Origin of the sequence: Cryobacterium psychrotolerans, from assembly GCF_900101115.1 — a bacterium.
In the GTDB taxonomy this organism is placed as follows: domain Bacteria; phylum Actinomycetota; class Actinomycetes; order Actinomycetales; family Microbacteriaceae; genus Cryobacterium; species Cryobacterium psychrotolerans.
On sequence record NZ_FNFU01000005.1, the window covers coordinates 77,200 to 91,720 of the forward strand.

Here is a 14,521-nt window from a genome sequence, read left to right on the forward strand (position 1 = left end):
CGGGCTGAGAGAGTCGGCATGCGGATTGCTACCGGGGGCGAGAGGGCCTCTCCTACCGCGCACCAGCCACAAGCTCGTCCATCTTCGCCATGAGCGGTGCCAGGCCCGCAGGCGCGAGGTGGCCGTACTGATCGAGGGTGATCGACGGCCTGGAGTGCCCCATCGCGCGGGACACGGACAACAGGTCCGCTTCGGCTTCTGAGAGCGCAATGGCGGCGAAGGTGTGTCGGAGTCCATGGACGTTGATCCGCTTGACAGGCTCCTCGCGACTCTGGTTCGCACGAGCTACTGCACGAGTCACGGCGTCAGAGACGTAGCGTTTGCCGATGGCCTGACCAGGCATCCGGGGGCTCGGGAACATCCAGTCGGACTTGGGGCGATCACCGGCCTGTTGCTCGAGGAGCGGCAGCACGGCCATCAGGACGGGGAGGACGCGTCGACTCGCCCTAGTCTTCGTCGTATCGGTATCACCGCCAGAGTTCTTGACGCTGAGTTGACCACGTGAAAGGTCTCCGACGAGTAGCGTGCGGGCCTCGCCCGACCGCAGCCCCATGAGGCCGAGAACCGACAAGAGCGCCTTTTCCCTGTCGTTGGCCGCGGCACCGATCACAGCCATCAGCTCCGAAGACGACCAGTGCGGGAGCTCCTTGTGCCCGAGCGAGACGACGATGCCGTCGGTGGGGTCACTGTCGATGAGCTTGTCGCGGACGCCGCGCTTGATGGCAGCGCGAAACATCTCGAGCTGCTTCTTCCGACTCGAGCGGGCAATATCACTGCGCTGAGACCAGACCTCGATCTCCGTGGTGTCGATCGTTGAAACGAGCCGATCACCAAAGTGGTTTCGGACACCCCGGGCGTGGTGGTGATCGGCCTCGATGGTCTTCGGTGCCCGGTCGGACTTGGCAGCTAGATGCCGGGTGAGGAGGGTGTCGACGGTGAGCGAGTCCCGACGGATGCGTTGAGCCTTTGGGTCCTGCATCTGATTCGCGTCGTCGAGGAGCGCCTGAGCCTTCTTCTGCTCCTTATATGACTGCTTGCGCTGCAGGGCGTCCCGGCCTGTCCCGTCACGCCAGCGGCGCTGCCATCGGTCACGGCCTGCTTGCCGGCGTTGGGCGATCTCATCCTTGGAGAGGTTCTTCCAGAGGTCATGGACGGTCATCGCTCAGTCTCGGTTCGACGTGCGATCTCGGCGCGCAGCTCGTCGGTCGAGAACACAGCGAGCACCTGACGGGTTAGAGCCTCCCGCGCGGCGATGGCGGCCTGGGTGTCGAGGTCGGGAGCGGCCGAGGTGCTCTTCGCTCCAGTGAGGAGCTCGGCTGCCCTGTCCCGACCGAGGCTGCTGAGGACCGCTGGTCCAATCCCCAGGGCGGAGGCCAGTCGAACGAGCGTCTGGTCAGGCGGGACGGTCACCTTGGGCTCGCCGCTTCGGTATCGGATACCGGAGAGCGCAATACGTATGGCTCCGACACTGAGGCCGGTCGCGGCCGCCAAGTCGGCGGCGGTCAGACCCGACTTCTTGTAGGTGGCGTTAAGGATCAGCGACTCCGCGGGCGGCTGCACGCCCGATTCATCCGACGGTGACGGTTGCTCGTTGCTCGACGTGAAATTTCGTATGGCCATGTTGCCCTCCCGGAGTAGTCGTGAAATTTGCATGGTGGCTGATTCACCTAATACATGTTGCCACAAATCTACTACCACTGCCGCATCTGTAGTAGCTTGGTAGCATGACATTAACTACCCTGCTGCGACATGCCAAAGAGGAGTGCACCCTGCTCACCGTCAAGGACGTCGCTGAGCTCACCCATCTCACGGAGTGGTGGGTTCGCCAACTCATCGCGAAAGGAGAGATCCGCGCGATGAATGTCGGGTCCTACGGGAAGTCGACTAGGTGGCGAATCGACCCCGAGGACTTCAACGCCTGGCTGGCGAGCCGCGAGAACCGGCCCCGGGACCTTATGGAGTCTTGAGCACGCCCGCCCCCTAAACGCCACCTTCCACACCGCAGTCGTTCAAAAAACAAATGGGCCGCCGAGCTACCACTCGACGGCCCGACACGAAGACCTGATCAGGAGATCTATCGAATGCCAAGTGACATCATCTCACGTCCGAGCACGTTGGGGGACCCCGAAAAGGAGATCCAACACATCCCTGAGCCCCGCGGGGGGTTTGGGGGGATCGGGGGGAACCCGGATAGCTCCCCCAGTGCAAACGCACCCATTGCCCAGTCGGGCAACACTCACGCATTGGACCCGGGCAAGGCATGTTTTTCACATGAGCCCCCGATTCTGATCCCCCCAATCCCCCCAATCCCCCCGGGCTACGCGAATCTGTCGCCCGAGCATGCCACCGAGCTGGCCGCGAGCGGCATTCCTCCCGTGATCGCAGCGAGGCACGGGGTCTACACTGCCGAGCGCCGTGAGGACCTGCCTGAGTGGGCACACTGGATGGTCGACGTCCACGGCGACGACGTGCTCCCCGCGCTCGTGTACCCAATGATGGAGCCCGACGGCTCTGTGACCGGTCAGGTGAAGCCCCGGCCCGGCACCGTCGTCGACAAAAACGGCAAGACCATCAAGTACATCTCCCCCTCCGGCGGTGAGAACAGTCCTCAATTGCCGGTCATTCGAAAGGTTGACGCGCCTGTCGGCGTCCTGCTCGTCGAGGGCGTAAAGCAGGCCCTCGCCGCCGACGCCTGGGCGCCTGCCGAATGGTCGATTTACCGCTTCTGCGGCATCACCGGGTGGTCGCGCAACGGCCGACCCACCGCGTACCTGGAGGTCGTCGAGGACCTGGACGTGGTGATCGTGCCCGATGCCGATGCGGCAACGAACTCTCGTGTTTTCGACGGTGCTGTGAAGCTGGGGAAGGCGTGCAAGGAGTGGACCGAGAAGGTCTCCTTTACTCGGATCGAAGGTGCCGGCACCACCGGTATCGACGATCGCCTCGGCGAGCTGGACGGCGCCGAACGGCGCCGCAAGCGGTTCACGCGCTGGATCGCTAGGGCAACTGCTAAGCCCGCTGACAGCCGGCCCAAGGACGACACTCGCGCCTCGAGCGCGGCGGCCAGGAGCTCCGTGGCGGGTCGACCAGTGGTCAACGTCGGCGACGACCGCCTCAAAGTGACCGAGACGCTCGAGAAGATCCTGCGCGATACGTTCGATGGCACCGAGCTGTTCCGCCACGGCGACACGCTGGGGCACCTCGCGATCGACGAGGACGGGCCCGTCATCGAGAATCTGACCGACGGTGCGTTCAATAGGCTGTTGTCCCGGGCTGCCGAGACCATCAAGGTAAGCGACCGTGGGATCGAAAAACACGAGTGGCCCGACAGCAATACGCTCAAATCGCTCGTGGCCGGCTATCGCGGCTACACGCGGGTCGACGGCGTCTCGTCCGTCCCTGTGGTCCGCCGCGACGGGTCGATAGTCACCGAGACCGGCTACGACCCCCAGACCCGACTGTTCGTGGCGTTGAGCGACGACATCCAGGGGCTCGTCGTGCCCGAGAAGCCGACCAAAGCTGACATCGCGGAGGCGAAGCGGTGGCTGCTCGAAGAGCTACTCGTCGATGAGCGCAACAAGCCGATCCACGGGTTTTCCGGGTTCCCGTTCAAGGCAGACGCGGACGTCGCGCACGCCGTGGCGGCATACCTGACTCCTCTGATCCGCAAGCTGGTGCCGCTTGTCCCTCTCTGCGTAATCGACGGCCTCACCAGTCGTGTCGGCAAGGGCCTGTTCCTGGAGTGCCTGGTTCGGGTGATGACCGGCTCTCCGCCGGACCTGACGAACCTGCCGAGGGACGACGAGCAGGAGCTCCGGAAGTTGCTGACGTCTATGCTGCTGGCCGGGCGGACGTTCGTCGTGTTCGACGAGGCGCACGTCATCAACTCGGCGGTTCTGTGCCAGGCGCTGACTGCGCAGATCTGGTCGGACCGTCTCCTCGGCGGCAACAAACAGGCTCGCCTTCTGAACGTGGCTTCGTGGTACGCCGCGGGCAACAAGGTGGAGCGTTCCGGTGACGTTGCCAACCGTGGGTACTCCGTGCGCCTGCACACCAATGAGCCGAACCCACAGGGTCGCGCCAACTTCAAGCACGACCTGAATACATGGGTTCCCGAGCACCGCGCAGAACTACTTCGGTCGTGCCTGATCCTTGTCCGTGCCTGGTTCGCCGACGGCTGCCCAAAGCCGACCGGCGTGCCCGCGGTTCTCGGAGGATTCGAGCAGTGGCGCGAGGTCGTGGGCGGGATCCTTCAGGTCGCCGGCATCAAAGGGTTCCTTGAGTCGGTTGAGGATGAGAGGCTCGCTTCGAACTTCGAGGAGCAGTATCAGCGTGCGCACGTCGCGTCTTTGGCCGACAAATTCGGCATAGGCGTCCCGTTCACCTCCAAGCAGGGATCAATGTTCTTGGTGAACGACGCCGACGCCGAGGCGCCGTACGGCCAAGACGGGCTGAAGGACAAAGAAGATCCGCGTGCTCTCGGGCGATGCTGGAGGTCCATGACCGATGTCTGGTACGACAAACTTCGGCTGGTCAAGATCGGCCAGAGCCACGGGAACGTCGCCAACTGGATAATCGAGCAGCACGGTTCGGCCACCACTCTCGGCACCGCCATCACCGGTGCGGCATCCGTCGCTCCTCTGACCGTCGCCGCAGCGTCGACGAAGAAGCGCATCCCCGAGGAGTCCGGCCGTCCGATGCCGGTTATCACCGACATCGACGACGAGGAGGCTGCCTAATGCAAACTGTCTACTTCGACATTGAGACCGCTGATGCCGACGAGCTGTACACCTACGGCCCGAGTTTCTGTCGGCTCGCCGGCTATGCCGTCGACGATGGTCCCGTCGTGCTCACGACGGACATGGACGAGCTGTGCGCCGTTCTCCGGGACGCGGATCGCGTTGTGGCGCACAACGCGATCGCGTTCGACCTTGCAGCACTGGAGCACTGGCACGGGCTCGATGTCGGTTGCTTGGTCGACGAGGGCAGGGTCCGCGACACACTAATACTCGCGCGGCACAACGACCCCCCACTGTCCGGCCACACCGATGACCGTCGGTACAATCTCGACGCGATCGGGAAGCGGCTGTTCAGCCGGGGCAAGGACCTCTCGGCAACCGGCGAGTCAACCCTCAAGGGGCTGGCCCGCGAGTTCGGTGGTTACGACCGGATACCCGTCGACGACTCGTCGTATCGAAAGTACTTGGTCCGGGACGTAGAGCTCCTGCGGGCGGTCGCCGCTTACCTGAGTTGCGACACATACGCGCTCCGGGAGCACTGTGTCGTGTGGCGGCTGACCCACATAAGCAAGCACGGTTTCCGTGTGGACGTTGTTGAGGCCCGCCGACGGCTGGCGTCCCAACAAAAGCGGGTCGCCGTCCTGCAGCAGCGCATGGTGCAGGTATACGGACTCCCGATCGGGGGCAAGGCTCCCCAGCGGACGAAGGTCGGTGTCATCGCTCTCGAGAGGGCGTTCACCGACTGCGGCATCGAGCCGCCACGTACGCCGAAGGGGGCACTGGCGACCGGCAAAGACGTTCTAGCTGCCCTGCTCCAAGGGCATCCCTGCAACGAGTCGCTCGTCGAGCTGGTCGAGACATTGCGCGCGCTGAATGGGGAACGGTCGGTGACTCAGACGACCCTCGACCACACCGGTTCGGACGGTCGAGTGCACCCGTCGGTGGACGCACGGCAGACTACCGGGCGGATCTCGGTGACCAAGCCCGGCTTGACGGTCATGGGTAAGCGTGACCGTGCGAACGTGCTCGAGCGGTCGCTGCTGCTTCCCGACGAAGGCGAGGTTCTCGTGGCGTTCGACCTCAGCCAGGTCGATGCACGGGCGATCGCCGCACACTGCCAGGACGCCGCATACGTCTCCGCTTTCGAGCCCGGCAAGGACTATCACACCGAGATGGCGGTTGAACTTTTCGGCGACCCATCTCGCCGCAGCGACGCTAAGCCGGTCACCCATGCGACGACCTACGGCATGGGCGCCAGGGGTCTGGCCGCGTCGGCAGGGATCGGGCAGGCCGAGGCCCAGGCGCTGCTGAACACGCTGGACAGCCGCTTCCCCGGCCTCGCCCGCTTCAAGAAGCAAGTGCGGGCCGAGGCCGAGCGGAAGCACATCCTCTGGAATGCGTTCGGACGCCCGATGCGTGTGGAGAAGGGCAAGGAGTACACGAAGGCCCCGGCCGCCATCGGTCAGGGCACGGCGCGCGACCTAATGATGGAGGGCATCCTTCGCCTGCCCGGATGGCTGCTGCCGTGCCTGCGGGCGATCGTGCACGACGAGATTGTGCTGTCGGTCCCCACGGACCGCGCTGAGGAGGCCGAGACCGCGGTTCTGAAGGCCCTGCAGTTCTCCTTCGCCGTAACCGGTGCGGATGTTGCCGTCCTCGTCCTCGCCGACAAGTCCGAGCGCGGTCGCGACTGGGCGGACTGCTACCGGAGCGAGAAGGTGACGTGGCCCGAGGTTGCTCGCGACCACCGTGAGCAGCTGTCCTGCCTTGACGAGCACTGCACGTGGCACATCGAGAGAAACGAAACGAGGAGCGCAGCGTGAGGCTGTTGGCTCCCCGGAGTGCCTTCTCCAAAAGGCTCGGGCCAAACCGACCAGATCGGTGCCTGTGCGCCAGGCACCTGACCTTCACCCCTTCCGTGGTCAGGGTGCGCTGAACCCAAGTGGCCGGACCGCATCGCGGACGGCTTCGGCGAACTGGTTGCGGAAGTTCCCGAGCGGGAACGGGATCGGCTGGTCGTGAAGGAGCGGGGCGCCAGCCGCGATGAGTGCGGGCGCGAGCGCGCGGTAGCTCGGGGTGTGGCAGATGACGATGCCGCCGGGGGCGATGTCGAGGATCTCGTCGAGACGGGCGGGCACGCTATCACGGAGCGCACTTCGGCGGGCACGGCCGCCGAAGTGGTTCACCGGGTACGGTGCGAGGTCGATGAGCCAGACGCCATCGTCTTGGAGTCGGGTGAGAAGGTCCGTGCGGTCGTCGCCGGTGCTGACTTTCTGCCCATAGAGGGCCAGCACGACTCCGCGGAAAAGATTGTCGGCTCGGCTAACCGTCGGCGCGTAGAAGAACCGGCGCTCTGTGGCCGCAGCGCCCGGGTCCGGTGCCGACTCGGCGACGAGCAGAAGTCGCACGCGCTTGGGCTTCCACTGCTCGCGGAGATGCTGGTACCAGGCATGCTCGGCGTATGCGACGGTGGGGCCTTCGTCGTTGACCACGGGTGAATCCTCTCCTGTCGCCCTGTTCGGATGTGAGAACGTTCCTGGGCCGTGCAGGCCTCCGGCGACCTATCCGCCGGCTGCGGCCGAGCGGGCGCAGTTCCGCGGAAGCTCATGGTACCGCCCCATGCGCCCTCCGCATTTCGGTTGCAGGCCAGTTGGGTGCGCGCTGACGACCGTTGGCTTGAGCACCGGTCAGTGCAGGCCGAGCAGGTTTCGGTGAGCACGCGGCAGCCAGGGCGCCCGGAGGACGAGGGACACCCGGCAAGGCCCCCCATAGGGGCGTTGAAGGGCAAGGAGCGCAGTGACGCAGTAAGAGCCCAAGGAGCGCAGTGACGAGGGGGAGGAAGACACAGAGACCGAGCGAAGCGAGAGTCACTGGGGCGCCCGAATTCGTGTCGGCTACGCCGACCACCAAGCGAGATTTTCATGTAGCGAAGCGGAATGAAAAACGAAGCGAGGTGCCACGAACTCTTATGCCCTTTTCCTTTCTCCCTCGTATTCGGAGCTCCAGCGGAGAATCGAGGTCATAATTGCTGGTGTATCAGCGTAAATGGATGGTTCCACACCCTCTGTCAACACCCCGTCGCCGTAGGTGACAGCACTAGGGGGTGGTGACAGTGGCCTCCATTTCCGTTGGAAAGGCGGGGTTTGGTTGTCAACGGCTTTTCCGGTGCCTTGGCACCGTGTTGACAGCCATGGAGCGCAGCGACGCAGAGCGCGTTTCACCCTTTGACTCAATGCTCGTTTCACCCTGCCGTGGCCGCGGGCACGCGGTCACCTTTGCCTCACACTCAGCGCAGGTCGGAGCATCGCGGAGACCTCCCTCATGGCGACTTCTGCCGTGTCTGAGTCGTCTCGAAGAGGCTGCTCAGACGCTCCGTCTCGATCGACGCAGGAGTGAGAAGCGGGACCCGCGACAGCCTCGCAGAGGCGCTGGACAGCCTGGTGAGCTTCACCACATTGGAGACGCAGTCGACACGAATGTAGTCGCCTGGTTGGCCGCAGGCCCCGTTGCAGATCAGCTCCAGGGAACCAGCGTGGCAGCTGCCTGGTCGAGCATCGTATCTGCGCACGGGCCAGCGGGAACTAGCCCCTACAGCGGCTGCAATGGGTTTTGCGGGACCGTGCAAGGCGCGCGGCTTCCACGACCACAGGCACGCCTCTGAAGACGATCGGACGTCAGCGCGAGCGAGCGGCCGAATCAGCGCGGGACATGTTGACGATGCCGCGAGTATCCTCATCGAGGTCATGAACGTCGATATGGCCTGTGTCGATGCGTCGAACCAGTTCAGCCGACGCATCAAGCATTGGCAATCCGCGAACGATCGGGAAGTCGAAGTCGGACCGAATCGCCTTCGGGCGAAGCTTCTTCCCCGCCATCAGAGGGAAGCCAAGTGCGGGATCGGCGATATCGGCGCGCAGCATATTATTGAACGGCAGCCATGCGTATCCCCGGCCCTCGGCGAAGACGTCCCATCCGTTGGCCCGGTAGAAGTCCGCCTGGGACAGCGGCACATGGGCGACGATCACGTTCTGCCTCGAGAAGACGCTGCGCCGCTCGATATCTGCGACGAGCGCGCTGCCTATCCCTTCATGCCTTCGGTCGGGGTCAACCGCGAGGTACTGCAGGAGCATGGCTGAAGGGTCGATCTGCCCCGTGCCAGGGAAGGACGAAGGCACCGCGGCGGCAAAGCCGACCAATTCCCCACCCACTTCCGCGACGAGCGTGAACGAACGCAGCGGGGCTGCAACGCCTTCCGTCAGCGTCAAGGCTGCGAGCTCGGAGTCCTCGTACAGATAGCCGGCGTGATGTTCTCCCGCGATTGCGGGAAAGTACATTCGCTCGTACTCGAGGAGGGCCGAGATATCTGACGGCGTGCCGAAGCGGATGCTAACGCCTGCTGCTGGATCCATCCGATGAGAGTAGCCCAAACCGCGCCAACTGAGGCCGATTCCACCCTCCAGAGTGCGCTCCGTCCCCTCGTTCTCAATTCAGCCGCGTTTCGCTTCAAGGGGTTGCTATCCCCGCTATCGTCTCGCCGGGATCGGGAGCGCCTGCATCGCCGTCATCCCATCCAGCCCCGCGAAAACGTCCATGATGGATGACACTGTGGCACGCCAAACAGTGCTCAAATTGAGCGCCTGGCGCGTCTACACCTTTGAATTCGCTGGGAACCGAATGGCTCTTGGAGTGCCCACAGGGCTCCAAACGGTGCGCGATTCGTCACCATTTATTGTTGGTCTCCGAGCAGAATGTGCAGTGCGGAAACGCAGAAATGCCCTCAGTAGGTCCATCTACACGTGCGCAGGGACTCTGAGGAACTTCCTCTAGCGTTACCCCATGACCCGTTTGCCACCCGACTCCGACAGCCTCGACGGACGAGTTGGTCAGCCGGTATCAGGTGATGCCCTCCAGCGCCTCGGACAAGCGATAGCCAATCTGGCAGGCGACTCAAACTTCATAATCGATTCACTCACCGAACTAGCAATCGCCATGAGGCCCGTGTCGAAGAACAGGCTGACCAAGCAGCAGGAGCGATTCCTGATCGAATCCGGAACCTTCACCGCCGAAACGTTGGCCGCAACACAGAGGGAAGTGGACCGAGGTGGACTCCAGCTAGTGCAGCCGAGGCCTTCCTGTCGCACCTATGCGCCACCCTGGGGCCGGAAGACGTCACCGGCTTCCTCGGCTGGGACGAAGAAGCCGTTCAGACCGCCATCGCCGAGGGTCGCCTCTACGCCGTTGAGATCTCTGGCCGGCTCCGCTTTCCGGTCTGGCAATTCAGTCTCGGATCCCCGGGGAAGCTACTCCCGGGCCTGGCCGAGGTCATCGAGGTCGTCACCCCGAGATGGGGCTGGACCAGCATTGCCGGGTTCATGGCTACGGTACAGTCGAGCCTTGTCGCCAAGGGGCGCAAGACACCCGTCGAGTGGCTACGCGACGGCGGCGACGTCCGCGCGGTGAGAGAGATCGTCGAGTCGGACGAGTGGCGGTGAGCAGGTTCTTCAACCTTGCTCAGGCCTCCACCAAGCGTTCCCCGCGGATTGCTCCCGAGACGGTTGGGAGTTCCAGCTAAATGGAACCACTGATGCCGGGCGATGAGACGCACGTGGTCGTGGCAGGCGACTGGCACGCAAACACCGCCTGGGTCGGCAAAGCCATCCCGTCGATTGCCCGCAATGCCCCTGAAATACGAACGATCCTCCACGTCGGAGGCTTCGGAATCTGGGCCGGCGCAGGCGGCCGCAAGTTCCTCGACGCCGTCGACTTCTGGTGCGTCCGGGCCGGCATCTCGCGCGTGCTCGTCACACCGGGCAACCACGAGGACTGGGATTGGCTGGACAGTGAGTTCAACTCTCAGCCCGGTGAGCCAGTGGCGCTGAGCGCAGTAGTTGAAGTCCTTCCCCGCGGTTATCGGTTCGAGATCGGCAACAGGACCTTCGCATCGTTCGGCGGCGCTGCCTCCGTGGACTATGAGATGCGATCAGCGGGTATCGACTGGTTCCCCGGCGAACTGCCCACGGAGCAGGACGTCGAGCGAGCCATCAGCGACGGCCCGGCAGATGTCCTACTAACACACGAGGCCATCGACGGTGGCACCCCGGCCTCGGAAGACATGCTCCGGTCCAATCCGATGCGGTGGAGCCCGGAGGCTCTGAACTACTCAAGCCGGTCACGCGCGCTCGTCACGAGGGTCTGGGACAGGGTCGCCCCGAAGTTGCTTTTCCACGGCCACATGCATCTAGCGGACGAGGTAGCGCTGCCTTCGGGTCAGCAGGTCATTTCGCTCGGCCGTGACGGTCAGGCGAGGAATCTCGCTCTCCTTGAGCTGTCGACGTTGAACTGGCAATGGCTCGAGCGCGCACCGAAGGAATCCAAGTGAGCGCCATCATCCTCGAGCTTCCCAAGAAGCGCAATGACGTGGCCCCAGGGAAATTCGGCAACGGGTCGTTGACCAATCGCGTTGGGCCGCCTACCAAGGCGAGGAAGCCGCGCGAGGTTGTGCGCACGTATCCGCTGCCGCAGTCCGCGAACGTGCGTAAAACAGAATCGATCGTAGCGATGCTTGCCCCATGGCAAGCGGGTCTGGTCCGAATCCATTCAGGGCTCACACGAGCGCGTTTTGAGGGCGCGCGCTTTCCGAAGTACCTCGACACGAAACCTCTCGCCGAAACGAGCGTCTTGACTCAGCGACAGTGGAAATCTGTTACGAATCAGGCGTTCAAGGAGACCCGGTCGTGGGAAGGGATGGCGAAGCTGCGCGTTGCTGTCCTGATTCGCGGCTCGAAATTACCAAAGAACACCCAATTCTGGCTTTATCAGGTGAACGCTTTCCGGGCGTGGTGGTTCAAAGACGGTTCCCTTCTCCTCCCAACGGATGAGGAGGCACCACCGGCAGCCGTGTATCGGTTGTCGCGCCAAATGATCAAGCAGGTGACTCGGACGCACCCGCGCCCGCGCCTGGGTTCCATTCGTACGATGCTGATGGACAGTCTGATTGTGAACGTGGAGCGTTCTCGCGCGAAGACCTTCGATTACTGGGTGAAGATTTCCACCCTGGATCGAGGTCACCGCGTCATGGTTCCGTTGTCGTCGTATGAGCACATGGAAACTGCACCCGGCCGGGTCCTGCATTACGCGCAAGTTCGCGTCGACACGGACAACCAGGTGAGCCTGAGCTTGCTGCGGAAGAACGCCCTCGCACCGCTGCGCGGGGACGGCGCAGTGGTGGGGTTGGATTGGGGCCTGTCGCACATGTTTGCGACGTCGGACGGGCAACTGCTCGGCAACACCATTTTCCCCTGGTTGAAGGAGCGTGACGCGGAACTTCTCGCACTGACGCGCGCCCTGCAGAAGCAAGGCATCAAGCTGCGCGCATCACGGCGTTACCGCGAGCTGACGCGCCGCATTCGCGAACACATGGTGAACGAGGTCAACCGAATCCTGAACCAGCTGTCCCGGCGCAACATTCGGGCGATCGTGGTCGAGAAACTCGACTTTCGCGGCGGCGGAATGAGCCCGAGCATGAACCATCTCCTGAGCAAATCCGCGAGAGCGACCGTCAGGGCAAAACTCACCTCCCTCACGGAAACGGCCGGCATCGCGGTGACATATGTGCACCCCGCCTATACAAGCCAGCAGTGCGCGAGCTGCACCAACATAGATTTCCGCAACCGGAGTGGAGAGCTCTTCCGCTGCCGGTTCTGCGGACGAGAATCCCACGCTGACGTCAACGGAGCACGAACAATTCTGGGACGTTCCCACAATGATTCTGTTCAACTCTGGATGTATCGCGGGATAGTCAAGAAGATCATCGACGCCCAATTCACCCAACGCTGGGGTTCACCCCCGACTGGGCTAACTCGGCGCCGAGAACCCTCTTCGACCCGCGCCTGAAAGCGCACACGGTCTTTGCAGTTGGCCTCTCCGGGCTCCCGCAGCCGGCAAACGCAATTCACGGCACCTCATGAAAGCGGAAACTGTTCAGGTAGTTGTACAGGTTTGGAAACCAAACCCGACAAGAACCTATGCGCCGATAGTGCGGATAAGTGCGATTATCGGGGGTAAAAAACCACCCCCTTGAAGTGAGGCGAGGCTGCGCAGAAAAAGGGGCTCGGGGCGACACTTTATTTGGCAACCCGCGCTCTGACCGCCCGGCGCGCATGTCACAAGGGTTTCAGCGCTTATACCCAAGTGACATGCCGCACGGCCTGGCGCTGCGGTCGGTGCTGCTACAGCTGGTCGGTGAAGCTGACCGTGAAGTCAGCCTCCGGAACGCTGAGGTCGATGCCCCAGTCATGCGCGTACTGCTCGACGAGAGCATCCAGTTCGGCCTCCTGCACGAGCAGCACGCCAGATTCCCAGAACTGCTTCTTCACGACGGGCCAAGAGACGGTCATCGACATGAACTCGCCGACGACAACGGCCACAGCGTCGAAATGAGCCCTCTGCTGAGTGGCCCGCTTCATGTAGCCCAGAACCTGCCTCAATACCGCAGGGAAGTCGTCGCCCATTGTGGGCTTCAGCTCGAGCCCAATCCGGGCGGTCGCGCCCTCAACAACGTCCGCGTTGAGGAGCCCCCACTTGCTGAAGTACCCACTTGTTGATCGGGGGCAGGTTGACTCGTGCTTCGTTTTGGAGGTGTAGCTCTCGAAGAGACTGAGCGCGCGATGGGCGGGTATCGCACGTTCGGGGAGCCTGCCTTGGAACGGCCGATAGCCCGGCAAATTGCGGTTGCGGTTGACCTCGGCGATTGCGGCGCGGTCCTCTACCTTCTGCTTTCGCGCGTGATGAAGACGACGGAACTCCTTAAGCGCGGCTAACGCGTCAGTATCATCCCGGTTTATCACCTCCACACCATGAGGCGGGAGCTCGTCAGGGACGTCAGGCAGTGGAATCGGCACGCAAGAGCAGCTCGGTTCGCTCGGGGGGTCCATCTCGCTCGATGCGCCGTAGTAACTGAACTGCACGTCCCAGGCGTTCACCTCAAAGGACCGCTGTTCGATCGACGGGTGCGAGGAAGTCACGTGACCGGCCAGGGCTGCGCCGACGAGGGATTCCGCCTCACTCTGGACTTCTGACGCCGTGCGCAGTTTGCGACCGGCAGAGAACATCGCCACAGCGGCGAGGCAGTAGGCGTCCTGGGTGAACTTCGCCTGGAGCGCGTTGTGTTCGGGGGTCTCGGCCGGCTCTGCTGTGGCGTTGCCCAGGCCGGCGACGCTGCCGTTCACGAAGAACTGGACGAGTGTCGGGTTCTTCTCCTGGAACCAGGGCTGGGCAAGCGCCCACTGCACGTAGGCAGGGTCGGTGGCCATGACCTCGGCCGCGGACTTGCCGCTGTGCTTGCCGAAGCGGATCATCGGCGGGTCTTCTACTCTGACGATCTCGGACATGGTTGATCCTCTTTCTGGGGTGTGTGGCTGGGTGGATCCACGAAGCCGTCGGCGGCGCCGGGCGGTTCGTGGGAGGGAACGTAGTGGGGACGCGTGTCGATGGTGCGCGCGTCGGTGCACGGCGGTCGAGCCGATGTCAGACCCGGGGCCGAGCATGGGTCCATGCAAACGTCGTCGTCGACCTGGTCCGCGCCGAACTTGGCGGGTGGCCGCGTACGCACTCAGATTGCGCAGCCGACGGACGGCAATCGACCTGTTCAAGCGGGTCAGTAATGCGGAACGGTGGCGCTAATTACCGGCTTACTAACTCCGACAAATCTCAGATTCATGTAGATATTTAGAGACGAATTTGCGCGGTAAGGGAGTAAGGTCACAAGCATTACTGCATTTCCG

Annotated in this window: 10 protein-coding genes; 5 read left to right on the forward strand and 5 right to left on the reverse strand. The window is 63.3% G+C overall.

Annotated features, from left to right (window positions below; all coding sequences use genetic code 11):
• Positions 1–52 precede the first annotated feature (52 nt).
• Both BLQ39_RS06210 and BLQ39_RS06215 read right to left on the reverse strand, forming a co-directional pair.
• On the reverse strand, positions 53–1,159 hold the full coding sequence (locus tag BLQ39_RS06210; protein WP_092322570.1) for a tyrosine-type recombinase/integrase: 1,107 nt from the start codon (positions 1,157–1,159) through the stop codon (positions 53–55).
• Positions 1,156–1,620 carry a hypothetical protein gene (locus BLQ39_RS06215; RefSeq protein ID WP_135109362.1) on the reverse strand — a complete coding sequence of 155 codons (465 nt, stop codon included), beginning with the start codon at positions 1,618–1,620 and terminating at the stop codon, positions 1,156–1,158. Before BLQ39_RS06215 ends, BLQ39_RS06210 begins: the two co-directional genes overlap by 4 nt.
• Positions 1,621–1,724: 104 nt before the next feature.
• On the opposite strand from BLQ39_RS06215, the gene BLQ39_RS06220 reads away from it, so the two are divergent.
• The 3 genes from BLQ39_RS06220 to BLQ39_RS06225 all read left to right on the forward strand — a co-directional run bounded on the left by BLQ39_RS06220 (position 1,725) and on the right by BLQ39_RS06225 (position 6,562).
• Positions 1,725–1,967, forward strand: coding sequence for a helix-turn-helix domain-containing protein (locus tag BLQ39_RS06220; protein WP_092322574.1), 243 nt, complete (start codon positions 1,725–1,727; stop codon positions 1,965–1,967).
• Between the two features lie 276 nt (positions 1,968–2,243).
• Positions 2,244–4,739 carry a hypothetical protein gene (locus BLQ39_RS15795; RefSeq protein ID WP_176759155.1) on the forward strand — a complete coding sequence of 832 codons (2,496 nt, stop codon included), beginning with the start codon at positions 2,244–2,246 and terminating at the stop codon, positions 4,737–4,739.
• Positions 4,739–6,562 (forward strand): DNA polymerase, encoded by a 1,824-nt coding sequence (locus BLQ39_RS06225; protein WP_167738553.1) that lies wholly within the window; start codon positions 4,739–4,741, stop codon positions 6,560–6,562. The genes BLQ39_RS15795 and BLQ39_RS06225 overlap by 1 nt, the downstream gene beginning before the upstream one ends.
• 99 nt (positions 6,563–6,661) lie before the next feature.
• On the opposite strand, the gene BLQ39_RS06230 is transcribed toward BLQ39_RS06225, so the two are convergent.
• Both BLQ39_RS06230 and BLQ39_RS06235 read right to left on the reverse strand, forming a co-directional pair.
• Positions 6,662–7,231: a hypothetical protein gene (locus BLQ39_RS06230; RefSeq protein WP_092322577.1), complete on the reverse strand. Its 570-nt coding sequence runs from the start codon at positions 7,229–7,231 to the stop codon at positions 6,662–6,664.
• A 1,182-nt stretch (positions 7,232–8,413) separates the two neighbouring features.
• Positions 8,414–9,148: a GNAT family N-acetyltransferase gene (locus BLQ39_RS06235; RefSeq protein ID WP_092322578.1), complete on the reverse strand. Its 735-nt coding sequence runs from the start codon at positions 9,146–9,148 to the stop codon at positions 8,414–8,416.
• Between the two features lie 1,163 nt (positions 9,149–10,311).
• Here BLQ39_RS06235 and BLQ39_RS06240 point away from each other — a divergent pair.
• Both BLQ39_RS06240 and BLQ39_RS15800 read left to right on the forward strand, forming a co-directional pair.
• A complete protein-coding gene (locus BLQ39_RS06240; protein WP_135109364.1) occupies positions 10,312–11,118 on the forward strand; it encodes a metallophosphoesterase family protein in 807 nt (268 codons plus the stop codon).
• On the forward strand, positions 11,115–12,632 hold the full coding sequence (locus BLQ39_RS15800) for a zinc ribbon domain-containing protein (protein ID WP_167738554.1): 1,518 nt from the start codon (positions 11,115–11,117) through the stop codon (positions 12,630–12,632). The genes BLQ39_RS06240 and BLQ39_RS15800 overlap by 4 nt, the downstream gene beginning before the upstream one ends.
• A 335-nt stretch (positions 12,633–12,967) precedes the next feature.
• Here the strand turns inward: BLQ39_RS15800 and BLQ39_RS06250 are convergent, their stop codons facing one another.
• Positions 12,968–14,128 (reverse strand): exodeoxyribonuclease X C-terminal domain-containing protein, encoded by a 1,161-nt coding sequence (locus BLQ39_RS06250; protein ID WP_092322582.1) that lies wholly within the window; start codon positions 14,126–14,128, stop codon positions 12,968–12,970.
• Positions 14,129–14,521: the final 393 nt, after the last annotated feature.